Here is a 26,971-nt window from a genome sequence, read left to right on the forward strand (position 1 = left end):
CCTAATTTTGAACGCAACGAGTTTTTTTGAAAGAAAAATTTTCTTTGCGAATGGTATATATCCGATCACATGTATTAATATAAAGGTTATCTAATTCCCGGAGTTTAATACTAAAGCTTTTCCTATGATAGATATTTTCATAACAATGCACTTCTAACTTAATTTGATCTAGCATAGTCTTTGCCAATTCTAAATTAGGATCATCCTGAGCGCACGCATCCAGAAAATTATTTTTCTCAATTTGAAGCCTATCGGCAGCTCCTGAAGCTCCTAAAGCTCCGATAGCTTCTAAAGCTAAGTCCTTTTTAAGTTTTCGATGATTATAAAAGCGTTCTAAGTCCCTGATGTCAATAGGATAAGTTATCCCAAAAGGGGTAGGCACTTTTGCTTTAAGTTGATCTAACGTAGACTTAGCTAATTCTAGCTCATACCGCTCGTATGCACCCCAAAAACGTATTTTTAAATCGCTAAGCTCAATGTGAGCTTTCCTTCGGCCTTCAGAGAAGAATTTGATTCTAATATAAAGGCTCTCTAAGCAGAGGATGTTAACATTATGGACTATTCCTGTTTCACGATAGTCAGTTTCAAAAACACGCTCTTTTTTTCTAATTTTATCCAACAAAGACTTCGCCTTTTTAAACTCCTTCTGGGCACACGCCTCCCGAAAATGCTCTTGCAAAGAGATAAGCTGCATGGAAGCTCGTTGAGCCTCGCCATACTTTGCTTTGGTTTGAGTATAAAGGCTTTCTAATTGAGCGATGTTAATATTATGGTCTATCCCTATTTCACCATAGGCGGTTTCAAAACAGCACCCTTTTTTTCTAATTTCATCCAGCAAAGAATTTGCCTCTTTTAGCTTATTCTGAGCACACGCCTCCCGGAACTGCTCTTGCAAAGAGATAAGCTGCAGGAGATCGTACTGAGCTAAATCCTTCAATCGAACCTCATCATACTTTGCTTTGGTTTGAGTATAAAAGCTTTCTAATTGCTTGAAGTCAATCTCAGAAGATATACCTGTTTTACTATATTCAGTCACAAAGGAATCCAATTTGGATTGTATTGTATCTAACGAATGCTTAGCTGAGACAAAATTATAAAGAGCGAACGCTTCGTAAAATTTTTTTTGCAAATCTGCGAGCTCAAAAACAACCTGTTTAGCCGCCTTCTTTTTTATAAAAAGAGCATACTGCTCTTCCAAGCCTTTGACTCCCACTTGAGATTGAATTTGTTCATCAAACTTTTGGACACCTTGTTTTAAGGCAGTAAAGATGGCTTGCGACTCATCGGCAAGGCGATAGGTTTCATCTGCGCAGCAATGGTCAAAGCGATGGATCATTTCGTGAAAGTGGCGCGTGATTACTTCTTTGGCGTTGGCCACAAGCTCGAAAACATACCGATGTTCAATAATCTCTAGCTTTCGCAGGCTCTCTAAGTGCTCGGCAGCTTTTTTAAAATCATTTTCCGATAGGCTTGTTTGATGCAAAATAGCTTGAATATTCTCTTGGATTTGATCGCAGATCTTAATTAACCCTACAATGTCTGAATCATTTAAAACTGTTTTAAAGATTTCCTGGGGTTCTTGGATGCATTCAAGCTCAGCTATTTTGCCTACTACCTGCTCTTTAGTTAAGGCCCCTGCATATTTCAAATTAGGGGCATCTAAGGGATCATAAATGAACAGCCGTTCACTTAACTCGCGCAGAGTCGCAACTTCAAATTCATCTTTTAATTTTGTGTCTCTAATAAAATCTTTTAAATCATTAAGCAACTCTTGCTCCTCATCTAGTTGTACAAAAGGAACTTGCGTAATCCCCAAAAGGATAGAATCTTTATATTTGACAAGGTTTTCCTTCGATCCAAATAAGTCGCAACAAAGCTTAATCATATCCCTAAGCCCGCGCGACCTATCTGCCTCTAAGGCATGAAAATTAATGAGAATGACCACTTTCACACTTTGAGCTTGAATAAACGCCTTTCTAATATTGACAGCATTCGCGATATTGATCTCATGGCCTCGGTTATCTAGAAAACCTGGGCAATCGCAGAGGCTCATCCCATTTTCCGTCTCAGCTAGTTGAGGCATAAAAGTTTTTGACTCTTTAGTATGTCCAATCGGCATAATTTCATCGCAGCCCCCCCCTTCGGCGAATGGCTTAACAACTACCATCTTCTTTACTCCAGTCAATCCAAGGCTTTTAGGGCTCACTCGTTCCATCGTGCAGCCACAAATCGCATTGCCAAAGGTACTTTTCCCGGAACCCGTATTGCCAATGATGACTACTAAATTTCGATTTTCGGCTTTCGCAGCTTCTATTTCCCCTCGCCTGATACACTCCATTAAGACAGCAATGCTCTCTTCTGGCTGCAAGGGTCTAGAGGGATTAGCGAGCTTGCGATCTAATAGGTCATTAACATTAAAATTAGGGGTAGAGGCGTTTGCTGGAGTATGCTCAACATCAGCAGGGAGATCAATCGAGGTTGTAGCTGGGGTGGTTGTTTGAAAGCCGCAGGTTCCATTGTTTTCTGCGATTATTGTAAAGATTCGAACTTCATCATTTTGTATAGGTATCATGATTTCCTCCTTTGTTTAGCTGAAATGTTAAAAGTTCTGCTAATTGGCACCTCGCTTGGACATCAAATCGAATCCTTTGGTCCGGTTGGCCAAGCTCTAAGCAATGTATCTTTTGCTGATGCTTATAGTAAATTTCTTGCTCTTCTCGCGAGAGTTCTTGCATGGCTTGAATTTCTATGTTGCGCTGTTGCAAAGCCGCAATCTCTCGGCTCATGGCTGCTATATTGGTTTGCCGCTTCAATTCTTCTACTTGTAAAAGTTGATTGTAGAGTTGAGTCTCTTGCCTTAATTTGCCAGCATGGACCTTCATCAAAATCGCCCAATCGTGGTCGTCTTGCTTTGCTATTAGCTCCCACTGTTGAGCCAACTGGTCAATTTCTTGCCTTCTCGCATAAAGGGCTAATTCCAATGCCCCTTTAAACTCTGACCATATGGCCATCGCCCCCTTTTTTTCCAAACTCAGACATTGCCAAGAAGTATCTTGAATGATTTGACGGCTAAATTGAGCGAAGTGAATTAAACAATGCACTTGCGCAATACGGGCTGCTGATAATCCTACCTCTTTAAGCTCTTGCTCTACTTTATGCACAAGAGAATGTAAGGATTGGCTCAATTGATAGGTTTGGGTTGCAAATTGTTGAACATTAGTAAAGAGAATGCCTCCTAATCTTTCAATCTCTGTATTAGCTGCTAAAACCATATCCATTAAACGCTGTGTTCGTTTCACGTATTCTAAAGAAGCGGTCCGGAGCGGCTGAGATGGCTGGCCACCTTTGGACGAAGAATGAAGCTCTTCGTCAATTAGTTGGAGTAGGCGTTCTTTTGTAGCGGAATCAAAATGGCACAATCCTGCATTAATAGTTTTAAGGATCTGAAAGCTTCTCACCTCTCCCGCTTCATATAAGCGACTGTACTCCCAAAGTAAATGCCGAAATTTTGTTAACAAGCTCTCTTGTAAGTTCTCCAGCTGCATTGAAACATGCCGATTTTCTAAGAAGCAGAGCGGCCTAAGGCTTGCATGATAAACAGCCAGCTGCTTAAAGTCTTGGTCTAGTAGTTCTGGTTGTGCTATTATTTCGTCGACCTTTTTCTTAAAGAAGCCTAAAAGCTCGTCTAATCCAAGCAAATCAGAAGGTGATAATGCCGCTTTGAATTCTGAAGAATGCTCGATCGATGGTAAACGATCGATTTGCCTTTTAATTTCTTCCCCGGGGCCTGCCCCTGCATCTTTCAAATGAGAATTATTTAGAGGGTCGTAGATAAAAAGTCTTTGGGCTAATTGAGAACAAATTTTTCGCTCGATAGGGTCAGGCATCTTAGAGATATAGGCTTTTAGGTCTTCTAATGACTCTATTTCTCCAGAGGGAACTTGGGTTACACCGACAAGAATAGAAGAGGCATTTTTCAGAAGTTTTTCTTTTGAGCCAAAGAGGTCAATACAGATTTCCAATAGCTCAGTAAATTTTCTAGCTCTATCCGCGACTAAACTAGAATAACTAGTCAAGATGATGACTTTTAATGATTTAGCTGCATTAAGAATAGTTTGAAGAGTGACAGATTTCGCAGTCCCAATTTCATAACTGTCGCAATCTAAAAAGCCCGGAAAATCGCAATAAAAATGTCCTTCATTTGTTGCAAATTGGGGCAGAAAGTTTACCTGTGGGGAGCTGCGATGCCTGATGGGGACTACTTCATCTCGTTTACCTCCTTGGTACTGAGGCTTGACTTCCACAACATTACTTAGGGCGGAAAAACCTAATTCACGCGGTCGCTTGGATAGTAGATCGCATCCGCACAAATCATTGACCAAAGTACTTTTACCCGCCCCTGCTAATCCTATAATAGCTACAATATCTTTATTTACTGCTTGGCTAGCTACGTTTTGACCGCAGCGAATTCCTTCCATCAGAACAGCTAGACTCTCTTGCTCGTTTAAAGCAAAATGAGGATTTTCAAGCTTATTTTTAAGAAGGCTTGTTACATCCCGTTGAATGGTAGAAGGCGACAGCGCCCTGCTTTGCCTCTGAGTTGGAGAGAGAGACGGGTTATTTGGAAGGGCCTCCTTTGCAAGCTTAACCGCAGTAGCTGTTTGACGAGCTTCTGCCTTTTTCAATGAAAAAGGGGGAGTTGAAGAATGGCTTGAGGGTATGATAGGATTCATAGTTTTTCCTATTGCATTGAAGGGAGCGGCGGAAGCGCCCAATTGTTTAAAGATTCTGGCGAACGGAACTGGCTAGGCTGGGCAGTTTGAGGCTGGCCAAGAGGAGGCAGAGAGGGAAGAGGAGGAAATCCCCAAGTCCCTTGAGAAGTAGCGGGATAGGCCTGGCCCTGTTGTAGAGACTGAGAATGCCTAATAGAAGGAATGGTAGGATTTGAAGGAAGAGTTGATGTTGTGCTAGTTGTTGGCCTCATAAATGAATAAGAAAGGTTTTGGGACACAGAGGAGATGAAGATAGCCGGTCCTGATGATGGATTAGTTGCTACGGTCTCTTGGGTATGCTCCGGGGCCTCTCGCTTTCTTTCAAGCTCTTCCTGCCTGCCTCTGAGTTGTTCTTCAAATTCTGCTTTCCTCTCAGCTAACCGCCTGGTATGGTCGGCATTTCTTTGCTGCTCTTGGCGCCTCCTCTCCTCCATTTGTGTTTGAAAGCGTTGTTGCTGATTTTGTAAAGCCAAATCATGTTGCACTTTCAACCTAGCAAATGTTTCTCTCTCTTGTTCTTGGCGTTGTTGTCGTAGGGCAACATCCGCTTCGATTTGATGCTTCTGTTGCTGAAAAAGCTGGTCGATTTTATGATTAGTTGCCTCAATCGCCTGATTGCCTGCATCTTGGCATTGATTTAGCGTTGCTTCTGCTGATTGGTAAGCCGCATGGATATTTACAGAAGGGTAAGCCATAATTCCCCTTTAGTTGAATTTCATGATAAATCCACCCCGCACTCCCCATAATTTATGAGAGAGCATGGGGAGAAGTAGGAATAGAGACTCACGCTCTATTATTGGAGAACACAAGGAGGCCGTATAATGGAAGCCGTTGTTCTATACTTTTCTATACGTTCCGTAGAAGCAATTTGCTTTTTTTGTATAGAAGCTTTTAGTTGATTTTCTTCCGATGTAATCCTAGTCTCCGCCTCGATCCGTTGCCGCTCAGCTTTAGCTTTTTCGCGTATTTCCAATTCTTGGTTCGCTGCTATTGCTTTTTGTTCCTCTGCTTTTATAGCTTGCACTGTTCCTTCAATCTCTTTAGCATTCTGAAGAGCTACTAGTTTTTGATGACTATCTGCTTCTAAAGCAGCTGTTTCAAGTTGATGCTTATTATGAGCTTCTTCTTCTTTTAGCCATTGCCCACGAAGTTGTATTTCTTCCTCTAGTTTAGCTTTTCTTTCCTCCATCTCACGGCGAGCATTTCCTTCTTTTTCTTGCTCCAAAAGATGAATGATCTCTTTTAGTTGCTGGAAGAGCTGTGCTTGCTCTTTCAGCTTAGCATTCTGAACCTGTAGTATAAGTTCAAGATCGTGTTGTTCTTGTTTTTGGAAGACTTCGAGGTTTTGTGCAAATAAGGCCACTTGTTTAGTACGAGCTTGAAAGGTAGCATCTATAGTTCCAAGAATTTGTTGATGAACTATACCACCTCCTTGGCTGGCTAGATCTATAGCCGATTCACTAGTGCTTTTCATGGCTCCTAAAGCGGTGGCGTAAAATTCAACCATTAATCGAGCTTTTACCATATCATCAGGAGTAAAGTTAGGGTCATTGCTTATTCCACGCTCGATAACAGCCCTGCAGTAGCTGCTAATTTGATGGTTAGTCTCCCTAACCTCGGTAGCAAAATCTCTAATGGCAGCAATGATAATGCTCGTATTATTGCTAACACTTGACTCTAAGCCATTTAGCGCTGCCTCAATTACTTGCATTTGTTGCATATGAGTTTTGATTGTCAATGCTCCATCTCCCTCTGCTGCCGCTGAAAGAGTACTGCGGCTGAGCTGTCCAAAGTGAGCTGTTTGAATCCCGCCTTTAAAAGTTCTATCACCCGCCAAAGCCCCCCAAACAGATAAGGCAGTAGGTGCGTTCTGAGAGGTATTACTAGGAATGATCGGGCCACTCACATCCGCAGTTCGAGAAGCCACTGAGCCCCAAGAACTTGAAGATGACCTCCCTGCTTGGTAGTTACACCACTTAGTGCTTGGAGAAGTAGAAGTTTGTTGAGTGGAGGCGACCGCTGATGCGGGTTGAGCAGCTAAAGTACTCCAGCGAGAAGAGAGTGGATTGCTCCAATTATTGTTAAGATTATTGGTAGGATCCATAATAAATCTCCTTGGTTAAGGTTATTTAATTTTTCTCCTTTAGATTTAGAAAAATAAGCTCCTATTTTTAAAAACCTTTATCTCTTACAAACACTCTCAAACAATATAAATTGCAAACAATTAAGATAGGTTAAGTTTGTATCTTAAATATTTTTTTATTTCTTTAATTTTAATTTAATTAATAACTCCATGTTTTTAAAACACTTATTTTTCGTCAATATAATTAATTATTGCAAACTGTAAATAACTAACTTAAAGTAAACTTATGCATGGAAAAAATTTTGGTCCTTTAATTTTACTTTTCCGCAAAAAAAAAGAGAGCCAAGCCAGGGAAATGCAAATGATCGCAATTTATTGCGTTTGAACGACTGCATTCAATCGATCAGACATAAAGATTGGCCAAATACAAAGCTGTCTACTGCCAAAGCGATGTTGAGCGCTGCCACGGGAATGGTTTTTTACAGCAAAATAAGGAGTACAAGAGAGCTTCTCGCTGAGCATAGGTTCTATTTGCAACCATCTGAATAAAAGTGCTTTAAAGAGAAGAGGGCATCGAATTTTTAGAGGGTGAGGAAAAGGAAGTCTGGGGTTTGCTCACACGCAAAAAATAAGGGCATTTTTGCTTTAAGATATATTGGAGATACTTTGCCTACACCTGTTTGCAGGCATATAAGAATTCCAACTTGCAAGATTGATCAAGGCCGCCAGTTTCAAAGATACAATGTCAGTGAGCGAGAACGTTTTTACGGATTAAAAGTAACAGTTATGGCTTCGCGAGCTAGATGTCCTCTTAGAATAGCGCTTTATCTAAGTAGAAAGCATGGCGGTGTTCCCTTTTTTACTAGCCAATTCATTCTGAAGTATGGCTGCGGCCACAACTTCCCTATCCTTTCTAAGTTTTTGGCTAGCATGCTGAAGCACTAATCCCTCTTGCTTAACCGCCATAAGGACAATCTTTTTTATCATCTTGAAGGCGCTTACTAGCATACTTAAGCGCCCAGACATTTTGCTGGACAGCCTTTAGTACAATTTCTTCAACGTTTTAAGTTCTTCACTAGCATCCTTAAGCATTCGTCCATTTTAAAAGTAATACCCTCGGCTTGCTCGGCCTGCTTAAGAAGATCATCGGCATTTCGCAACGGCCTGCGCATGTTTAGAAAACATATCCTTAGTTACTTATCCAAAGTTACTTATCCAAGCCAGCGGCTTGCCAAGTCTTTTTAGTTGGGTCCGCTGCAAGCAAAGCATGGACAATTTTAGCATGCTTTTTATCGTGCGCAATTTTTAAAGCATTCTGTCCTTCGTCATTTGTCAAACTCAGCTCTGGATTTTTTGAAAGCAGCCACACTACCATTTTATAATTATTTGCATAAGCTGCAGTGTGCAAGGGAGACTGCTGCCTAAAACCCTCAATGAAATTTAATAACTCAGGTTTTTGTTGAAGGAATTTCTCGCCTAATTTTTGAGCAAATTTTGAAAAGCCTTCTTGCCTAGCAAACACATGAAATACTGATTGAGGCAGTCGCGTGAGAGAGCGATTTGTAGCTTCAGAGCATATTGCACTCTTCCACACAATCCTATTTTCTTCTACCTCTAGATCTTCAAATTCATGGGGATACTTTAGAATGAGTTGCCAAAATTTCTCAATTTCTTCCTTTTCAATTTCCTTTTTAAAAATAAAATCGAAGAAAGGCCTATTTTTTAACCTAATAGCTGTCTCTGCAACCTTATAAAGGATCTTTTGAACATCGTGCTTGCGAACAGCATCCACGGGATAAGTGGCGACCTGGCCAATTAAGGCTTCAATTTTTTCATTAAAAGGCAAAGCTACAGCAATGGTCAGAATATGCCTTAAGCGAGAGGCATGGCTATTTTCAATACGTTGCGCCGTGGGGTAACGCGCATTCTTCGTAGTATTTTCTGATAAATTTTTAACAGTTTTTCTCAACTGTTCTACTAAATCTGGGACCTCGCGAAACTTTACAGCCCATTCGGCAAGGGATTCTTTCCCTGGATAAACTACCTTTAAGAATTCTTTAACGTGTTCAGAAGCATATCCTTTTTCTGCCAGGACGTCCAAGGCTTCTACATACCTTTCTGAATAGGATTTCTCTTTTTCTGCCTGCTTGTTATCTCCCAAGCTGTGAAGAGAATACTCTTCTCTCGTCTTCTCGGAAATTGTGGGGGTAGAATCACCCTCTGCAGGTTTATCTTCTTTAGGAGGATCCTTTGGTAGAAATTCTTTAACATTTTTAGAAGCATCCCCTTTTACTTCCAGGCTATTCGTGGCCTCTTCATGCCTTTCTAAAAAGGGTTTCTCGTTTTCTGCCTGCTTGCTATCTCCCAAGCTGTGGGGAGAATACTCTTCCCTCTTTTTCTCAGAGATTGTGGAGGTAGAATGGCTTTCTTCGGGTTTGCCTGCTTCAGAATGTTCCTTCGTTTGGATGAATTTTAGGTATTCTTCATATAAAGCCGTATAGCTCTTACTTCGCGTACTTTTGTTTGAGCTCCGGTCAATCCACAACACCCTCTTGAAAAGAGTTTTCAAATTTTCCAAGTTATCAGCTTTGTAAGCTTTATCAAAAAGAGCCTCATTCTTTTCTACAAACCTTTTTAATTTTTTAGCGACATGGATAGAGTGGGTTCTTTCGAACTTAATTCCGATGATTGCTAAAAGGTTTGTAATCCAGCGCCAAACTCTTCCATCCCACTTTCTTGCTCGTAAGTTTGTGGAAATAGTCTTATTGGTTTGAACTTCTTTTGCCAGAGCTGCTAGTTGCGCATGCAATTCTAGAGCAGAACTTCCGCTGGCTAGGCGATCCGTATTAGGCATAATATCTCCTCAAAAAAATAAATTATCAAAAAAAACTATAAAGCAAATCACACTTTTTGTTAAGAACAAACTAATTTAAACTAATGAACGGCTATCCTTAATAAAATTCTATTGCCCAATAATAAATTAAAGTTTTAAAAAGTTGCCATTATCAGCAGGCTGCATGAAAGCCTCCTCCTCTAAGGTCGAGGTAAAAGACAGCACTCATTCTCTTAAATTTTTTTTTAAATTTTTGGAAATAGCGGCTGTGCAATCGATTATCTAACACCACAAGGGGTTCCTCGAAGCATTAGGAGGTCAAAGATGACTATCTCTATTGCTTGTCTTGAGCGCTTGAGGAATTTTTTGAATTTTCCTGGAATAGGAGCCTTTCAAGCAAGGCCTTCATTAAAACAGAAGGTTTGAGTGAATAGCTGGCAAGAAGGTGAATACGATAGCCTTCTCTATCGCATTCTATGGATTTGAAGTTGGAGAATCCTGACGGAGATTTTGCCTATTAGAAGAATTACAGGTACGCTTTTTGCTCTGACTTATCTTAAGTGCAAAACAGGCAGCCTTAGATTAGGAGAAAAAGGATCCTGCTTTTAGGGTGAAAGGATAAGGGGCGTGCAGCTTTCCTATAGGAAAGCTATTTATTATACCCCATGGTTTTGCGGATGACAGCTGCCTTAGCGAGCGATGCCCTCTCGGTGCTCTGGTTCCACAAACGTTGCGTTAGGCAGCAATATTGCGTTCAACCATCCCAATTTGTCTTCTGAGAATTTCATTAGTGGCCACTTTCTTTTCAATCGTTTTGCATGCATGCAAAATCGTAGAATGGGTTTTTCCAAAAGAAGCCCCTAACATCTGGAGAGATTCATTAATCATCTTATAAGCTAGATACATCGCGACTTGGCGAGGAAGAGCGATATCTTTTGTCCGGGTAGATCCTCTCAGGTCATTGACGCGCACCTGAAAAACGGTCGCCACACTCTTAAGAATTTGCTCGACGGATATTTTTTTGTTGGGCGCTTGCTGCATCATTTCACGTAAAGTTTTCTCTACGAGTTCTTCCGTGATATTTAGATCTAATAACTTGCAGTGCGCACAAAGACGGTTAACGGCGCCTTCTAGTTGACGCACATTATTATAGATATGTTCAGCGATGAAAAAAGCCACATTATTCGGAATTTCAAGCCCTTTTTGTTGAGCTTTATGTTGCAAAATGGCCACGCGCGTTTCAAGGTCTGGCATACCGACATGGGCTACCAGCCCCCATTCCATTCGAGCAATCAAACGTTCTGAAAGCTTAAGCTGCGACGGAGGTTTATCACTAGTGATCACAATTTGTTTTTTCTGATTAATCAGCGTCTCAAATGTATGGCAAAATTCTTCTTCGAAGTTGAGCCGATTTTGCAAGAATTGGATATCGTCCACTAGCAAAACATCCACATCTGAGCGATAAAAACGTTTCATTTTATCCACAGATTTATTGCGCAAGCTATCCACTAAATCATTGATAAAAGCTTCGGTGGTAATGCATTGCACGCGCAACTTTTTATGGTGATCTTTGACATAGTGACCAATGCTATGTAAAATGTGAGTTTTTCCTAAACCCACGCCTCCGTGAATAAATAGCAAATTATAAGATTGTCCGGGGCGAGTGGCCACCCCAATCGCCGCTGACTTGACAAACATATTGGTCGGCCCTTCGATGAAGGTCTCAAAACGGTAATTTTCGTTGAGCTTGACCTCATGCGAGGAGTGGGTATTTTGCTGAACAGGTTGAGGAGTCGCATTTAAAGGCGGAATAACCGTGGTCTTTTTCTCCGGTGCGCTAATCACAAATTCGATTTGCGGTTCTCCAGTAGCCGTGACTGGAAAGAAAAGCTTTAATTCTTTCTTATAATTTGAAAGAAGGTACTCTTTAACAAAAACATTCGGGACCTCAAGAGAAATCTCTTCGCCTATCGATTCTAGAACTTTAATAGGAGCTAACCAATTTCCAAAAGCAGCAGCTGAGCAATGCCCTTTTACGTATTTTAAAAATTGGTCCCATCCGTTCTGGGTATCGTTTGCTGACATAGTTATTTAGTCCTTCTTTGAGTTATGAACAACGTTTCCACATCATTGCCAGGGCTTGTTACGTGAGGGAATCTACCATGAGAGCTCTTAGCCTGCAAGCAAATTATCATTCAATACCCTTTGAATTTTAGTAACTCATTGATTATCAAACTGCGGAATTTTTTAAAAAGGAACTTATATGGCTGGCCTTTTTGGAACTCTTTAATTTTCAAAAACTTATTAAAATAAGCTTGTTTTAAATAGATGGGCTTGAAACCTTTGCATCTTCCTTATTTCTTGCGAACTAACATCTGGTTTAAACAGTAATCGCTTCTTTCAAAAAGCTCCATAATGGCCTGAATCCAAAGGGGATTAAGAGTTAAACACGGCACTCGGTAAGCATACAAACCAGCAGCGCGGATTTTCGTCATATATTCGTTCTCAATTTCAACCAACGTTTCAATGTGGTCCGAAGTGAAGCTAATGGGAATAAAAACCACATGGCTTCTTCCTTTGCACCACTTTTGAATCCCCTCACATACATCAACGGTATAAGGCTTTAGCCACTCCCCCCGTCCAAATTTTGATTGATAAGCTAAACGGCCGATTGCATGAGGAAAAGCTTGCATCACAGCGCTAACAGAAGCTGCGCATTCATCGGGATATAAATCGCCTGTTTCTACAAATTGCAGCGGAATGCCGTGGGCCGAAAAAAGCAAAATGACCTCTTGTTCGGGTAGCTGATTTTTTGCCAGAAAATCTTGGATATGCTGTTGGTGCGCTTGAATAAAGGTCGGATAAGCGGCATAGGATTTAATCCACCGCATTTTCAGCGTGATCCTAGAGGGAAGAAAACGCTCAAACCAGCAGGCCACGCTCCCCGTAGTAGCATAAGTAAATTGCGGAAATAGAGGGAATACTCGAATTTCATCACATTCCATTTCTTCTATGCTCTTTAAAAATCCCGCATGGGTGGCCGGCAAATAACGGTGAAAGGTTAAGAGAGGAGCCTGTAGTTTTTCCCTTAAACATTCTGCTAAAAGTTCTGTATCTTCGTAAATAGGAGATTTCCCTCCCATCAGCGCATATTCTTTCGAAATTTTGGCAGCCCGCTTTTTTGCCACTCTTTTAAAGATGAAGCGGTGCAAAAATTCTGGCAAGCCTGTACGAATCACCTCTTGATCGGTGAGCAAACTTTCCAAAAAAGGTCGAATTTCCTCTTCCGATCGTGGGCCTCCAAAATTAACAAGAAGATATCCTTTTTTCTTATGATCCATAATCACCCCCTATGATACCGGTCATATTCCCCTTTGATTACTTGAACTTTAAGTTTTCTTTTTGAATGTAAATCCCTTTTAACATAACGCACAGGTTATTTTTTGTGGCACGCGGGAGCTTTTATTTTCAAAAACCCTTCCTTTGCCAAAATCGCTCTTGCCTTCCCTAGGCATAAAAATTTAAAATCCAATTTCTTGCAAGGATTCCTCTTTAATTTTAAGCCGAATTCAGCAAAATAAGGCCTGCTTTATTTTTTGAGAGGTAAACAGGCAGAAACATTGTTTTAAATCAGACAAGAATCGTTTTAAAGGGGATTTTTCTTTGTTTTTTATTTGAAAAATTTTATATTAGCACTCTCCACGAACCACTAAAAATTTTTAAACGATGAAACGATTCAAACTTTTTAATTCCCCTCTCCCTGAAATTAAGCCTACCGGGAGGAAATTTTTAGTATTTATCGCGGTGTTAATCGGATTGGCTTATTTCTTTTTCAGCGGAAATCAAAGCCATCGTTCACTTGAATACAAAGTTTTTCGAATTGGAAGAGACCCCACCTGGTACCCTTTACAGCTACAAGGCAATGAAAAAAAAATGGTCGCTTTTACTAATGAGCTATTGCTTGCTGTAGCAAAGGAAAGCGGGTTCCATTTTGAAATTTCGGATGTGCATTCGCATACCTTATTTGAAAATTTGGAAAAAGGAGATTACGACGCCGTTTTATCTCCTTTAATGCCTAATCAATTTAATCGGCAAAAATATGAATTTTCCGCTCTATTTTTTTCAGTGGGACCTGTACTGGTGGTGGCCCAAGATTCCTCCGCAAAGTCTTTGGCCGATATGGAAGGCAAAATTGTAGGAGTTCAAAGAGGAACCTCACTCGTTTCTAATATGGCTCAATATCCTTCCATGATTGCTCCTTATGATCAAATTACCTTCGCCTTTGATCAGCTTTTGCAAGATAAAATTGATGGAGTTGTCACAGATTTATTTACTGCGCATACTTATGCTCAAGGCTATTACGCTAAGCAGCTAAAACTCATTCCCCCTCCTTTAACAAATGAAGGGCTTAGACTTGTCGCAAAGCAGGGAATTGCTCAGTCTTATCTACTTACCCGCTTCAATGAAGGGCTTAAAAAGGTCAAAGAAAAAGGAGACTATCAAAAGCTCCTTACCAAATGGGGCCTTGCCCAAATTTAAACAATCGATCTCTTTCCTCCCCCGTTTAATTTCAAAACTTTTCAATAAAGGCGAGGCGGAGGATTGCAGAACGCTTCCTTTTCCTCCAGTATAGGTTTTAATTTCGAAATGCCGTGTGAGTGGCAGGCTCAGCCTGGCAAAAGCTTTTTCAGAATTTCCTTTTAAAGGGATAAAAGGAAAAAAAGCTTAAAAGAGAGGGAGCCATCTACAACGCGATCCTCAGAATGAAGGCGCATGCTAAATAACGCCCCTTCTTCCCAAGGAAGGATGAAAAGAAGGAATCCCTATTGCCCGGCGTCAGCAGGAATATGAGTGCGCAAGGAATCCTTATATTCTAATATTTTAAGCACCACCTCGTCGATGGTTAGAGTAGAGGTGTCGATCACACAGGCCCCTTCAGGCTGCCTTAAAGGAGAAATGGCGCGAGTTGAGTCTTGTCGATCTCGTTCGTTAATATCTTCTAATACTTTTTGGAGAGTTAATCCTTCCGAGTCTTTCGGGTATTTTTTGCGCAGCTCTTCATAACGGCGCCGCGCTCTGGTTTCTGGATCGCCCACAAGATAAACCTTAATACGAGCCTCAGGAAAAACGACAGTGCCCATATCGCGCCCTTCAAAAACAGCATTTACTCCCACAGCCAACGTTCGCTGAATATTCACAAGCTTTTCACGCACCTCAGGGTTAGCTGAAACTTTCGATACAGCCTCCGTAACTTCTGCTCCTCGAATTTTATCTGTCACATCTTCATCGCCTACGTAATAGAAACGTTCCCGATGCCGAATTTTCATATCAAATTGAAAGCGATCCAAAAATGCCATCAGCTCTTCCCGCTGATCTAAATTCACCTTTTCTTTTAAGTACGCATACGTCAAACAGCGATACATAGCACCTGTATCAAAGTAGATATACCCAATTTCTTCTGCTAGGGTTTTTGCAATCGTACTTTTGCCTGTGGCGATGGGGCCATCAATTGTAATGATCATACTGAACTCTCAATGAATTTTAAGAAAAATATACAAAAGAGGAAGCGTGAATATAAGGGAATCGACCATATCAAGCATTCCCCCAAGCCCTGGGAGCTGATTGCTATCTTTAATCCCCGTGTCTCTTTTCAACAAAGATTCTGCTAAGTCTCCAATTTGAGCTAGAGTTGAGATCAAACAAGCTAACCAAATGCTTTCCCAACCCGATAAAGTGATCGGGGATTTAGGGAATAGAAGGTGCAGGCACAAGTAAAAAATGATGCTAATTGCAACGGAGGTAAAAAGACCTCCCCACGCCCCTTCCCAAGTTTTTTTTGGGCTAATATAAGGGACCATACGGTACTTCCCAAATAACTTTCCAATAAAAAATGCGCCGGTATCGGTCGATTTTGTGACCAGCAACAAATAAAATAACCACCAACGCCCATCTTCTGCCCCATTAAAGGGGAAATAATTGATCGATAATGTATAGCTGAGAGGAATAGCCAAATAAGCCATTCCAAAAAGCGTGATAGCCAGATTAATAAAAGGAAAGGCCCCCCCATAAAGACTATAAATAAAAAGAGTCAACAAGGTGATCCACAAAGTCAGCTCGGGAAGTATTTGGGCATCTTGCAATTGAGTACTCAAAAAAACAGAGTAAACATACAAGACGGAAAAAACAATCCCTACGGTCGCCAAGGGTTGAAAGCCTTTGGCTTTGCCCATTTGGTAATACTCCCAAACCGATATTCCCACAGTAGCCGAGATAGCCAACGAAAAAAGGGGACGAAAGAATGAATAATGGGAAAAAGAGATTAGAAAAATAAGGAGGGGAATACCCAATGAGCTATAGTAGAGTCTTTGCTTTAAATTTTGCGACATTATCCCCCTAGCCTCCGTTTCCTTTTTTGGAAATCATACAAAGCCTCTAACAAATGAAAAGGAGTAAAGTCAGGCCATAACACATCGGTGATATAAACCTCTGTATAAGAAATCTGCCACAACAAAAAATTACTAATTCTCCATTCACCACTTGTGCGAATAAGCAAATCTGGATCTTCCATATTAGCTGTGTCTAAATATCTCGCGATCACTTCTTCCGTGATCTTTTCTGCCACACCTTCTTGCTTTTGATAATCCTTGACAAGCCTATTGACAGCGCGGCAAATATCATCTCTTCCTCCGTAATTTACGGCAAGGATCATCCGAACTTGATCGCATTGTTTGGTGAATTGCTTGGTTTTCGTAATCGTCTCGACCACATTTTCAGGAATTTTTGACAAATCTCCTATGGTATCAAAGCGGATCCCTTCTTTTAGCATAGTTCCCCGCTGTTCGGTGAGGTACACATCTAATAACCACATTAAGGCTTGCACCTCTTCTTGAGGCCGCGCCCAGTTTTCTGTGGAAAAGGCATAAAATGTTACCGCCTGTATTCCCAATTCCTTGCAGGCTTTGACTATTTCAATCAAGTTATCCGCGCCTTCTCTGTGCCCCACTTTTGCCGAAGCTTGTTGCTTTTTGGCCCAACGTCGATTTCCATCAGGAATAATCGCTACATGTCTCGGAGCAATGGAACGATCATATCCTATTAAATCCTTAGCTTGATAAATAGACTCAGTCGGTGGAGAGCAGATGGTGGTTGAACTTAACATACATTCACTAAGCGTAGGGTTTTATCATTTCAGCACACTAATTATGCAAACATACCTAAAAAGCAAATTTGCGGCATAGATTTTATCCATTTAGATTAAAAAATAGCTAAATCTCTTAGACCTTTTCTTGATAGGATGGAAAATGCCGCCTCAATCCGCTTACCTCTTTTTTTTATCATCCGGCTTTTAAAACTTCCATGAAAGCACTTTGCGGAATATTCACTTTTCCGATCTCTTTCATCCGTTTTTTTCCTTTCTTTTGTTTTTCCCAAAGTTTTCTTTTGCGAGAAATATCTCCCCCGTAACATTTTGCTGTCACATTTTTAGACAAGGCTTTGATGGTCTCTCGTGCCACAACTTTCCCTCCAATAGCAGCTTGAATGGGGACTTTAAACAGCTGCTGAGGGATCACTTCTACGAGTTTTTCACAGATTGCTCGCCCTTTACTTTCAGCTTTAGTACGGTGCACTAAACAAGAGAAGGCATCAACCGGTTCTTCATTCACACGAATTTCCAGTTTAATGATATCGCTCGGTTCATAGCAGTCAAATTCATAATCAAAGGATCCATAACCCCGCGTAATCGATTTAAGCTTATCGTTAAAGTCGGTAATGATCTCATTTAAGGGGAAACGATAGGTCAAAAGTAAACGCTTAGAATCTAATGTTTCCGTTTTAATACAATTTCCCCGCTTTTCCATCCCGAGGCTCATGATCGCGCCTAAATATTCCGCTGGGATGATAATATGACATTTCACCCAAGGCTCTTCAACTGTCTCGATAAAAGTGGGATCGGGATAATGAGCCGGATTATCAATTTCTAAAATTTGTCCATCAGAAAGCAAAAAGCGATAGATCACACTGGGCGCGGTGGAAATCACGTCGAGGTCAAACTCTCGCTGAATCCTTTCAAAAATAATCTCCAAATGCAAAAGCCCCAAAAATCCGCAGCGAAATCCAAAACCTAAAGCCAAGCTGCTTTCTTGCTCAATATGCAAAGCCGTATCATTGAGTTGCAACTTAGTCAAAGCATCTCTTAAAGCTTCAAAATCTGTAGAGTCAATAGGATAAATCCCTGCAAATACCACGGGAGAAATATGCCTAAAGCCTGGGAGCGGTTCTGCTGCGGGATATTTTTGAAGGGTGATGGTATCGCCCACCTTCACATCCGATGTTTTTTTGATGTTGGCAATGATATACCCCACTTCGCCTGAGCGCAGTTCAGGAACAGGCCGCTCGTTTGGAGCAAACACCCCAACTTCTAAAACTTCAAATGCCCGATCATTCGTCATCATTTTAATGAGAGACCCTTTTTTGATCTCCCCGCTCATAATCCGTACATAAACCATAACTCCCCGATAGGTATCGTAGTGAGAGTCAAATACCAATGCTCGCAATAAACCATCCTTAGGCTCTTGAGGAGGCGGAATTTTTTTTAAAATATCCTCTAGAATTCCCTCGATTCCTATTCCGGATTTTGCTGAACAGCAAATCGCCTCAGAGGCATCAATGCCAATTACCTCTTCAATTTGCTTTTTAACTTCTTCCACATTGGCTGTAGGAAGGTCAATTTTATTGATGACAGGCATAATTTCTAAATCTCTTTCGATAGCTAAATGCACATTTGCTAATGTTTGCGCTTGCACGCCTTGCCCCGCATCCACTACCAAAAGAGCCCCTTCACAAGCTGCTAGAGAACGGGAAACTTCATAGGAAAAATCGACGTGTCCGGGAGTATCGATTAAATTAATTTGATAGGTTTCGCCATCTTTAGCTTGGTAATACATCGTCACCGGATGGGCCTTGATGGTAATCCCTCGTTCTCGCTCTAAGTCCATGTCATCGAGCAATTGTTCTTGCATATTCCTTGCTTCTACCGTATGGGTTAACTCTAGGAGCCGATCAGCCAGAGTGGACTTCCCATGGTCAATATGGGCAATAATAGAAAAGTTTCGTATCTTCTGGCGGTCATAGGTATACATGCAAAAATCTACTTTATTCTGAAAAAGGTTAGGTATGAGAGTTAATTGCCTCCCTTTAGTAGGCTTCAATTAACTCGAAAAAAATTGCTTCAAATAGACAAAATTAAAGCATTTTAGATAAGAATTCAAGAGATAAATAAAAAAGAAATTCCTATTGGATTGAGGGAGTTAACTTCTTGCAGGCTGTTTTCCCCTCATGCATCAAAACGAGGGGACAAGCCTAATTTTGATTTTGCAAGCAGCAGAGCAAGCTTCCTTGCTCAAAGGTGAGTTCCACTTTCTCTCCCAGGCAACAATTGGATTGGCTTAAAAAAGAGGAATCTAATGTTTGCCGAGTGAGCTCCCACTTTAACCCTTTAGAGGAAACCTCTAAAACGGGACCATTAAAGGGAATAAGGGAAATTCTTTGCCCAGGAAATGTGTGCAAAGTTTCTCTTTTTTTTAAAAAAAACGACGTTTCGAATTCCGATACCATTTTAACCTGGGAGGAATAGCGGTGCATTAAATGGATATTGCTTAAAGTATGGTCCATCCGATTTCCTCCAGCTCCAAATATAAAAATAGAATTAAATCCTTTTTTTAAAAGAATTTGAACAGCGAGAGCGAGATCGGTCTCATCTTTAAGAGAAGGAAATTTTACACAGGGTACGGAAGAATAAAATTCAAGCACGTGGGGCAAAACAGAATCCAAATCTCCAATAAGAAGATCGGGTTTAATTTGCATGCTAAAGCAATGATTTAATCCCCCATCCACAGCGGCCAAGAATGGAAAACGTCGGATCTGTAAGGAGCTCCATTTTAGATCCCAAATTTCCCCATTTGTAATAAGAGCAGCTTGATTGTGCATTTGACATCGTTTTAAACTGACTTATAAAGATGCGGCCAAGATGACTCGAACATCCACCGAGTTACCCCGACTAGAACCTGAATCTAGCGCGTCTACCAATTCCGCCATGGCCGCAAGTAATAAGTAAGCCTTTATAGAGGATCGGATATTTTTTGTAAAATAAAATAGTTGGTTTCTAAACATTTCCAACAGGCGTATTGCCCTCTAAACAAACTTCTTAACCAGCCAAAAGGGGGATTTTTCCCACTCGTTTTTTTAAAAGGTACCGTCCATCTGTTATTCGCTCTCCTTTTTCCCTTACAAAAATTGTCAGCTCTCAACTAAATAAACATTTACACGAATTTATCAAAAATTTTAGGCTGGGATTAATCAGGTTTTCCCGCAAAAGTTGGCTCCCAAATGTCGGCAGGCAGTAGGGAAATTTATAAAGGGAGTAACCCCCAGCTTTCAAAACTTTTAGATTTTTACCTTTAAAGTTAAAAGAGAGAGTGTTTAATGAAAACATCCGATTTAAAGTCAGAACCTATTTGCAAGAGTTTAGCGCAAGTATTGGCCGATACTTACATCCTCTATGTTAAAACGCAAAATTTTCATTGGAATGTGGTAGACCCGCGCTTTTATTCCTTACATAAAATGTTAGAAGACCAGTATGCAGAACTCGCAGAAGCCCTGGATGAAATTGCAGAAAGGATGCGGATGCTAAATGGCAAGTCTCCAGCAACCATGAAAAAATTCCTTGAATTGGGCTCTTTATCCGAGGCAGAAGGAGGGTTATCTGGAGATGAAATGCTGCAGATACTCATCAACGACCATGCCGCGCTCATCAAAACCGTGCGCAAGAAAATCGAAGAAGCCCAAACCCTTCAAGACGAAGGAACGGCAGATATGCTTATCCAACGGTTACGCGCCCATGAAAAAAACCATTGGATGCTGCAAAGCCATTTTAAAGAAAAGTAAAGTTTTACTAACATCCTTTTTAAGTTAAAAAGCTTAATCGATCGCCCGTTAGCTCTATTGTCAAGATATTCAGCCTGCATCTGGTTATATCTCAAGCCCCCCGTTGGGTGAGCTCGGTAAGCTCCATACTTAAAAAGGATTCTCCCATAACAGCATATAGTTTTTGCTCTAAATAACTCCCAAGTTCTGGATGCTGTTTTTGGAGCCAGAGGCGAAATTTAAAGGTTTTCTTAAAAAGCTCTTCATGCGAAACATCTTTATTTTTAACCTCCTCTCGCTGTGAAAATAGGCCCACATCCACATGAATAGGCTTTCCCTCTAATACGGCAGTATTTTGCATCAAAGCATGATCTTCATCCACAAAGCCTCGCTCGTGTTCAGATAAAATCATTTCAGTCAAATCCCCTAAAAGTTGTTTACATTCTCTAACTTTTCCTTGAGCCATCCACGTATCAAGCGTGGGGCAAATCATTGAGGCTTTTTTTTGAATGAGAAACTGCATAGAGTCTAGATCTACAGAATGCTTATACCCCATTTTGTCATACAACGTTAGGCGTTTTTTTAAATCGCGATGATCATTTAGATGCGCATAGATGAGCCCCCCTTCGTTTTGCAAATGATCAAAACTTAATTTCCAACTAGAGTAAACTCTTTCCAGCTTTTGTTGCTTTTTTTTCATTTTTTGCTGACGCATCTCCTCGACAAAAGGGATAAAAGAAAACCACTCTAGCCAAGGTTTCGGCCTATACCTTTGGTATTTGAAAAACTTTATAACAAATTGCTTATCTTGGCTTTCAAATACGTACGATTGGCAACCTTTTCCTAAATAATAAAAAGGTTGTTTTAAAATTTGATCTAAATTTTCTTGCTCCTGTTTTTGCAAGGGGCGCATATTCCAACGAGGGTCATAAGCAAAGGAGGTGACAATATTGTCTGGAGAAAAACCATCCGTAAGATAATAGTAAAGTCTTCCCCCGCCATAAACACAGCAAACAAACAGGAGTAAGCATAAAATTTTTGTCAGATATTTTTGCCGCATGCCAGCCCTCAATCCAATCCGCACACTTTTTTTAATAAAATGTAAGGGCATCCTAGCAGTTGAGTGATGATTTTGTCAATTTTTAGCTAAAATGTTTATCATAAAAAATTCCTAAGAAATTCAGGGAAATAGGGAAAGAATTTTTAATGACTTCTTTTTTCACCTATTTCGGAAAGCAAATTTAAAACGCTGTATTTTTAGGTCTTGTGGCGTAAATGGGGAAATGGGAGAAAGCGCCTGCGGTAAACTTACCCTTTGACATTTAAAAGCTATAAATTTAGTCCGCTACAAAAAAAATTTAGGCAGGCTATGGAAAAAAGCTCACTTACCGCATACGCAATGGGTCCCAGCATAACAAAGCTTTAGTTCAAAGGGGAAGTATAACTTTAGGGTTTTCCACCGAAGCAATGGATGGATGGCAGGAAACTAACTAAACGAGGAAGAAAGAACGCCCCAAGGTTTATTCCAATGGTGCGATGCTTTGTGCGCTCACAATTCGCGCTGTCTATCACTTGCCTCTTAGGGCTCTGCGAGGATTTCTCTTATCACTTACGGCTTTGATAGCCTTAAAGTTGTCTATTCCTTGTTGTATACCTATCTGTCGGCGTGCTAAAGAGCTGGGCAGGCCCTTAAGAAATTAAATTATAAGCGTCCGACAGAGATTGTTTTTGACTCTTCGAGAGTGAAGGTTTATGAGAAGTGAGCGGAAAGCGCGCCAACATGGCAAGAGTAAACGCAGATGTTGGCGGAAAATTCATTTGGCAATCTGTTCAAACTCGCATGAGATCATTTTAAGTGAATTGACTAAAAGCAGCCAAGCAGGTGGCGCCCAACCTGCCAAAAAGCGTGAGAAATATTTATGGGGTTGGCGCGTATGACAGGCAAGCTTTTTATCGATTATGCCATGCTAAAGACCTCATTCCTTTAGTGCCTCCAAGAAAAGAAGGTAGGTTGGGCAATCAGGCTAGTAAGCCGTGGATGAAACAAAGAAAGGATGCCTTAAGGAGCATTCAAGGTTGCGGAGAAGATGGCGCAGCAAGGTCTCTTTGAAAGAAGCTTTTCGGCTATCATAAATGCTCACTTGCAGAAACTGCCATGTACCGCTTTAAGCAAGCCTTTGGAGGGAACTTCCGATCAAGGAAATTAGCCTACCAACGTGCTGAGTTATATGTTAAATATGCGGTAATGAATAGGGTGACAAAGCTTGGAAAGCCTATTGGATCGCGACTGGAAAAAATAGGCAATAATCCGGCTTGCCTTAAAAAGCTGGCATTCAATGAATTTACGCAACAAGCCTCTTAAGAAATAAAAAAACCTCACAAGAAGCTTGTGAGGTTCAAACTAAAAAGCGAGCAAGAGAATATTAGTTAGCTAGATATTCAATTACACAAGTTTGTGCATTATCGCCCACGCGTCTTTTGCTTTTAATAATACGTGTATAACCGCCTTGACGTTCTGTGAAACGAGGGCCTAATTCGCCAAATAATTTCTTAATTACTCTACGGTCTGTATTATAAGCACTTGTATCGCCGTTGCGAGCAGCTCTTTCTTCTTTGTCTGTCAAAGGATTAAAGCAAATCATCAAATCTGCAATTGCTTGTCGGCGAGTGGCAAGGGTATCTTTTTTAGCAAGCGTGATCATTTGATCTGCCAAACTGCGCAAAGCTTTTGCTTTGGCAACAGTCGTGACAATGCGCTCCTCATCAATCAAAGATTTCAACATATTGGCAAACATAGCTCTGCGATGAGAGGATGTTCGGCCAAGTTTACACGTATTTTTCTTATGTCTCATAATAATATACCTAACTATTCTTCACTTTTTAATACATCTGATTTGTCTTTAGCTTCTCTATGGTACTGGGCTATTTTTTCTTTAACGTTATCCGCAGTTATCCCATATTTAGATAAATCCATTCCGAGGTGAAGTCCCATTTCAGTTAATTTGGCTTTGATTTCATTCAAAGATTTTTTCCCAAAGTTACGGAACTCAAGCATACGACGCTCAGGTATAGAAACAAGCTCAGCAATCGTATCGATATTAGCTCCACTTAAGCAATTGGTAGAACGAACTGATAACTCAATTTCATCGATCCGCAATGCAAGCTTAGACATAATCGCATCTTGATCTGCATCATCGCGTGATTGTCCTTCATCAAATAGCAACATGTGCGGATTGATGTGGGTAAACACCGACATGTGTTTAACGCCAATTTGGGCAGCAAAGGCAAGGGCCTCAGCTGGTGTGATGCGGCCATCGGTTGTGATTTCTAGAAGTAATCGATCAAAATCCGTGTCTTGTCCCACCCGTGTATTTTCTACTGCATAGTTAACCAATCGGACTGGAGAAAAAGCTGCATCAATTAAAATCTCATCTGAAGTTTTCCCATGAACGTCCAAGCGATCTGAAGGAACGTATCCACGTCCGATGACAACGCGCAAGTCCATTTGTCTTTTCATCGGCTGCGTTACAGTGAATAAGTGAAGCTGAGGATTCACAACTTCATAATTTCCCTCTGTAAAAACGTCGCCTAATGTAACGGGATATTTTCCCTGATTTTTATCGAGATCGTCCTGTGTAATTTCTAAAATAGAGGTCACAATCCGATCATCCCGCGAGTTGGGTGTCTCATCTAGGGGAAGCTTGCGTATTAACGCCCCTTTCAAGTTAAGGATAATATTTGTCATATCCTCAACAATTCCCTCTATCGCCATGTATTCATGAGAAATTCCTTCAATTCGTACAGAAACAATAGCAGGCGCTTCAAGTGAAGAAAGCATCATGCGGCGGAGAGAATTTCCCACAGTGTGGCCGAACCCTTTTTCAAAAGGTTCTGCAATAAAACGACCAAACGTCTGGCTTAGCGTTTCCTCATCCACAGAAATTTGCTGAGGGATTTCAAACTTACCATACTTGACTGCCATGAAGTCACTCCTCATAAAAAATAAAATAAACTGTTTTCGCTCTTCGAGAGTTGATTCGCAAAGACTCGAAAGATTCTAGCGTTAATTCTGCCTTAAATCATGGATGATTCACATTGCAGATAAAAATAGTTATACTCGACGTCTTTTAGGTGGCCTGCAACCATTATGGGGACAAGGAGTCACGTCACGGATTGAAGTAATTAACAATCCAGCCCCTTGCAAACCTCTTACAGCCGACTCACGTCCTGCACCTGGCCCTTTAAGCTTGACTTCCACTTCACGCATTCCGGCAGCCATTGCAAGTTTTGCTGCGTCTTGAGCGGCAACAGTTGCTGCAAATGCTGAAGATTTACGCGAACCGGAGAAGTTAACTTTTCCTGCACTGGCCCAAGAGACCACGTTCCCATTAGGATCGGTGATAGATACAATCGTATTGTTAAAAGTTGCTTTCACATGTACAACTCCGGATGGAACATGTGCATGTAACTTCTTTTTAGGCTTTACAGCTGCTTTTTTATTTACGACCTGCTTAGACAAAGTGATTCACTCCTCTCTTATTTTTTCTTATTAGCAACTGTTTTACGACGGCCTTTTCTCGTTCTAGCATTAGTACGAGTGCGTTGTCCACGAACTGGAAGTCCAACGCGATGTCTTTGCCCACGATAGGAATGGATGCTAATTAATCGTTTGATATTATTTTGAACTTGACGTTTGAGATCCCCTTCAACCACATACTGAGACTGGAGCAAGGCGTTAATACTTGCAATCTCATCTTCTGTCAATTTGTGGGCACGCATATTAGGGTCTAGACCCAGCTTTGCAATAATTTCATTAGCTAGACGACGACCTAATCCATAGATATATGTCAAACTAATTTCTAATCTTTTATTATCCGGTATGTCGATACCGATAATTCTAGGCATTCAAATCTCCTACTAATTACATGAAATTGAACTTGATAATTTACCACACGTGCTCTTTTTCTTCAAAAGAAAACACTCTTATCTTCCTCTAACCCGTCCACGCTTCATAAAACCGTCATAGCGCTTCATCAGAAGGTGAGACTCAATTTGCTTCATTGTATCTAAAACAACCCCCACGAGGATTAACAACGCAGTTCCTCCAAAGAAGTAACTAATTGTTTGTGGAATCGCTAAAAAACGCCCCACTAATGTGGGAAGAATGGCAATTCCAGCCAAAAAGATTGCTCCGAGCAACGTAATTTTATTCATCGTGCTTTCCAAATAGTCTTGCGTTGGCTTCCCTTGTCGAACACCTGGAATAAAAGCTCCATTTTTCTTCATATCAGAGGCTATTTGATCAGGTCTAAACTGAGTGGCTGTCCAAAAATAGGTAAAGAAGACGATGAGCAGCACAAACAACGCCATATACACACTACTGCCAGGGGAAATCCAGCTCGCAACCTCTCCCAACCAATTTCCATGACCTAAAAAAGTTCCAAGAGTAGCCGGGAATAATAGCAAAGAAGAAGCGAAAATAACAGGGATAACGCCCGCATAATTCACTTTAAGTGGAATATAGGAAGAGCCCCCTTGCACTTCTTTTCTCCCCACCACACGTCTTGCATACTGCAAGGGGATTCGCCTGTGCCCTTGAATGATCAGAATGGTAGCGATCGTAACCAGCACAAATACCGCAACTAGAACAAGGACACTTGCTAAATTCATCTGCCCAGGTTCTTGGGAATTCAAGTTTAATTGCTGAAGAATCAGCCCCAAAGCCGTAGGGATTTGAGAGAGGATTCCCAGAGTAATAATCAAACTCATTCCATTTCCAATTCCCCGTTCTGTAATTTGCTCGCCAACCCACATTAAAAAGACCGTACCTGTCGTCATCGTGGCAATCGCAATCAGATAAAAAAGCCATGGAAATCCAAAAGCTTGCACATCTAAAAGCTCACCAGCTACAATCCCTGGCTTTGACATATTGATTTGGAGAGCATATCTTGCAAACAATCCCGATTGCAAAATAGACAGCAAAACTGTCAACATACGAGTCATCTTATTGATTTTTCGCTTTGCCACTTCCCCATTTTCACGCAATTCGCGCTGTAGAGAGGGCCAAAGAGCAACGAGCAGCTGCAAAATAATAGAAGCAGAAATATAGGGAACGACTCCCAAGGCAATGACCGTCATATGGGAAAAGGCTCCCCCTGAAAATATATCTACCATTTGGAAGAGATTTTGGCCTCCTCCTGTCGCATGCCTAAAAAAACTGACTGCTATTTCACCGTTAATTCCTGGAATAGGAATAAATCCTCCTATCCGGCATACAAACAGCATGAGAAAGGTAAATAGAATTTTATTTCTCAAGTCAGGAATTTGAAAGACTCGTTGCACTTCACTAAACATCGCATT

The 26,971-nt window shown here is 40.9% G+C and carries 23 protein-coding genes, 1 tRNA gene and 1 pseudogene; 4 read left to right on the forward strand and 21 right to left on the reverse strand.

All coding sequences use genetic code 11. The features are described from left to right. Position 1: 1 nt before the first annotated feature. The 9 genes from PARA125_RS00185 to hemH all read right to left on the reverse strand — a co-directional run bounded on the left by PARA125_RS00185 (position 2) and on the right by hemH (position 13,029). Positions 2–2,572, reverse strand: coding sequence for a GTPase (locus PARA125_RS00185; protein ID WP_213156726.1), 2,571 nt, complete (start codon positions 2,570–2,572; stop codon positions 2–4). Continuing rightward, positions 2,553–4,733 (reverse strand): hypothetical protein, encoded by a 2,181-nt coding sequence (locus PARA125_RS00190; RefSeq protein ID WP_213156727.1) that lies wholly within the window; start codon positions 4,731–4,733, stop codon positions 2,553–2,555. The genes PARA125_RS00185 and PARA125_RS00190 overlap by 20 nt, the downstream gene beginning before the upstream one ends. 8 nt (positions 4,734–4,741) lie before the next feature. Continuing rightward, complete coding sequence (locus tag PARA125_RS00195; protein WP_213156728.1) at positions 4,742–5,467, reverse strand: hypothetical protein; 726 nt, start codon at positions 5,465–5,467, stop codon at positions 4,742–4,744. A 98-nt stretch (positions 5,468–5,565) separates the two neighbouring features. Next, a complete protein-coding gene (locus PARA125_RS00200; RefSeq protein ID WP_213156729.1) occupies positions 5,566–6,876 on the reverse strand; it encodes a hypothetical protein in 1,311 nt (436 codons plus the stop codon). Positions 6,877–7,683: 807 nt separating this feature from the next. After that, the gene (locus PARA125_RS00205) at positions 7,684–7,842 is read right to left on the reverse strand and encodes a DUF4116 domain-containing protein (RefSeq protein ID WP_213156730.1); all 159 of its coding nucleotides are present in this window, start codon (positions 7,840–7,842) and stop codon (positions 7,684–7,686) included. Beyond that, on the reverse strand, positions 7,811–7,906 hold the full coding sequence (locus PARA125_RS10100; RefSeq protein ID WP_213157483.1) for a DUF4116 domain-containing protein: 96 nt from the start codon (positions 7,904–7,906) through the stop codon (positions 7,811–7,813). Before PARA125_RS10100 ends, PARA125_RS00205 begins: the two co-directional genes overlap by 32 nt. Before the next feature lie 156 nt (positions 7,907–8,062). After that, positions 8,063–9,709, reverse strand: a complete 1,647-nt coding sequence (locus tag PARA125_RS00215; RefSeq protein WP_213156731.1) for an ankyrin repeat domain-containing protein — start codon at positions 9,707–9,709, stop codon at positions 8,063–8,065. A 714-nt stretch (positions 9,710–10,423) separates the two neighbouring features. Next, entirely contained in the window at positions 10,424–11,773 is a 1,350-nt protein-coding gene (dnaA, locus tag PARA125_RS00220) for a chromosomal replication initiator protein DnaA (RefSeq protein WP_213156732.1), read from the reverse strand. Positions 11,774–12,042: 269 nt separating this feature from the next. Then, the gene (gene hemH / locus PARA125_RS00225) at positions 12,043–13,029 is read right to left on the reverse strand and encodes a ferrochelatase (protein ID WP_213156733.1); all 987 of its coding nucleotides are present in this window, start codon (positions 13,027–13,029) and stop codon (positions 12,043–12,045) included. Positions 13,030–13,414: 385 nt separating this feature from the next. On the opposite strand from hemH, the gene PARA125_RS00230 reads away from it, so the two are divergent. Then, positions 13,415–14,227 carry a substrate-binding periplasmic protein gene (locus PARA125_RS00230; protein ID WP_213156734.1) on the forward strand — a complete coding sequence of 271 codons (813 nt, stop codon included), beginning with the start codon at positions 13,415–13,417 and terminating at the stop codon, positions 14,225–14,227. A gap of 284 nt (positions 14,228–14,511) precedes the next feature. On the opposite strand, the gene cmk is transcribed toward PARA125_RS00230, so the two are convergent. The 6 genes from cmk to PARA125_RS00260 all read right to left on the reverse strand — a co-directional run bounded on the left by cmk (position 14,512) and on the right by PARA125_RS00260 (position 19,789). Then, positions 14,512–15,210 (reverse strand): (d)CMP kinase, encoded by a 699-nt coding sequence (gene cmk / locus PARA125_RS00235; protein WP_213156735.1) that lies wholly within the window; start codon positions 15,208–15,210, stop codon positions 14,512–14,514. Between the two features lie 9 nt (positions 15,211–15,219). Then, positions 15,220–16,074 carry a phosphatidate cytidylyltransferase gene (locus PARA125_RS00240; RefSeq protein WP_213156736.1) on the reverse strand — a complete coding sequence of 285 codons (855 nt, stop codon included), beginning with the start codon at positions 16,072–16,074 and terminating at the stop codon, positions 15,220–15,222. Further along, the gene (gene uppS, locus PARA125_RS00245; RefSeq protein WP_213156737.1) at positions 16,074–16,847 is read right to left on the reverse strand and encodes a polyprenyl diphosphate synthase; all 774 of its coding nucleotides are present in this window, start codon (positions 16,845–16,847) and stop codon (positions 16,074–16,076) included. The genes PARA125_RS00240 and uppS overlap by 1 nt, the downstream gene beginning before the upstream one ends. Positions 16,848–17,022: 175 nt before the next feature. Then, positions 17,023–18,828 carry a translation elongation factor 4 gene (gene lepA, locus PARA125_RS00250; RefSeq protein ID WP_213156738.1) on the reverse strand — a complete coding sequence of 602 codons (1,806 nt, stop codon included), beginning with the start codon at positions 18,826–18,828 and terminating at the stop codon, positions 17,023–17,025. A gap of 220 nt (positions 18,829–19,048) precedes the next feature. Continuing rightward, positions 19,049–19,675, reverse strand: coding sequence for a thiamine diphosphokinase (locus PARA125_RS00255; protein ID WP_213156739.1), 627 nt, complete (start codon positions 19,673–19,675; stop codon positions 19,049–19,051). Between the two features lie 30 nt (positions 19,676–19,705). Continuing rightward, a tRNA-Leu gene (locus PARA125_RS00260) sits at positions 19,706–19,789 on the reverse strand. A gap of 381 nt (positions 19,790–20,170) precedes the next feature. Between PARA125_RS00260 and PARA125_RS00265 the strand changes: the two genes are divergently transcribed. Then, on the forward strand, positions 20,171–20,632 hold the full coding sequence (locus tag PARA125_RS00265) for a Dps family protein (protein ID WP_213156740.1): 462 nt from the start codon (positions 20,171–20,173) through the stop codon (positions 20,630–20,632). Between the two features lie 91 nt (positions 20,633–20,723). Here PARA125_RS00265 and PARA125_RS00270 read toward each other — a convergent pair whose 3' ends face one another. Next, entirely contained in the window at positions 20,724–21,671 is a 948-nt protein-coding gene (locus tag PARA125_RS00270) for a hypothetical protein (protein WP_213156741.1), read from the reverse strand. 449 nt (positions 21,672–22,120) lie between these two features. On the opposite strand from PARA125_RS00270, the pseudogene PARA125_RS10105 reads away from it, so the two are divergent. Continuing rightward, positions 22,121–22,312 (forward strand): annotated as a pseudogene (locus PARA125_RS10105) (transposase); the annotation flags it as partial. 181 nt (positions 22,313–22,493) lie between these two features. Next, positions 22,494–22,721 (forward strand): hypothetical protein, encoded by a 228-nt coding sequence (locus PARA125_RS00280; RefSeq protein WP_213156743.1) that lies wholly within the window; start codon positions 22,494–22,496, stop codon positions 22,719–22,721. 313 nt (positions 22,722–23,034) lie between these two features. Here PARA125_RS00280 and rplQ read toward each other — a convergent pair whose 3' ends face one another. The 5 genes from rplQ to secY all read right to left on the reverse strand — a co-directional run bounded on the left by rplQ (position 23,035) and on the right by secY (position 26,965). After that, the gene (rplQ, locus tag PARA125_RS00285) at positions 23,035–23,463 is read right to left on the reverse strand and encodes a 50S ribosomal protein L17 (RefSeq protein ID WP_213156744.1); all 429 of its coding nucleotides are present in this window, start codon (positions 23,461–23,463) and stop codon (positions 23,035–23,037) included. Between the two features lie 14 nt (positions 23,464–23,477). Beyond that, positions 23,478–24,593 (reverse strand): DNA-directed RNA polymerase subunit alpha, encoded by a 1,116-nt coding sequence (locus tag PARA125_RS00290; protein ID WP_213156745.1) that lies wholly within the window; start codon positions 24,591–24,593, stop codon positions 23,478–23,480. 129 nt (positions 24,594–24,722) lie between these two features. After that, positions 24,723–25,046: a 30S ribosomal protein S11 gene (rpsK, locus tag PARA125_RS00295; RefSeq protein WP_502920481.1), complete on the reverse strand. Its 324-nt coding sequence runs from the start codon at positions 25,044–25,046 to the stop codon at positions 24,723–24,725. Positions 25,047–25,147: 101 nt separating this feature from the next. Beyond that, the gene (rpsM, locus tag PARA125_RS00300) at positions 25,148–25,516 is read right to left on the reverse strand and encodes a 30S ribosomal protein S13 (RefSeq protein ID WP_013925471.1); all 369 of its coding nucleotides are present in this window, start codon (positions 25,514–25,516) and stop codon (positions 25,148–25,150) included. Positions 25,517–25,594: 78 nt separating this feature from the next. Then, on the reverse strand, positions 25,595–26,965 hold the full coding sequence (gene secY / locus PARA125_RS00305; protein WP_213156747.1) for a preprotein translocase subunit SecY: 1,371 nt from the start codon (positions 26,963–26,965) through the stop codon (positions 25,595–25,597). Positions 26,966–26,971: the final 6 nt, after the last annotated feature.

Origin of the sequence: Parachlamydia sp. AcF125, from assembly GCF_018342475.1 — a bacterium.
GTDB lineage: Bacteria > Chlamydiota > Chlamydiia > Chlamydiales > Parachlamydiaceae > Parachlamydia.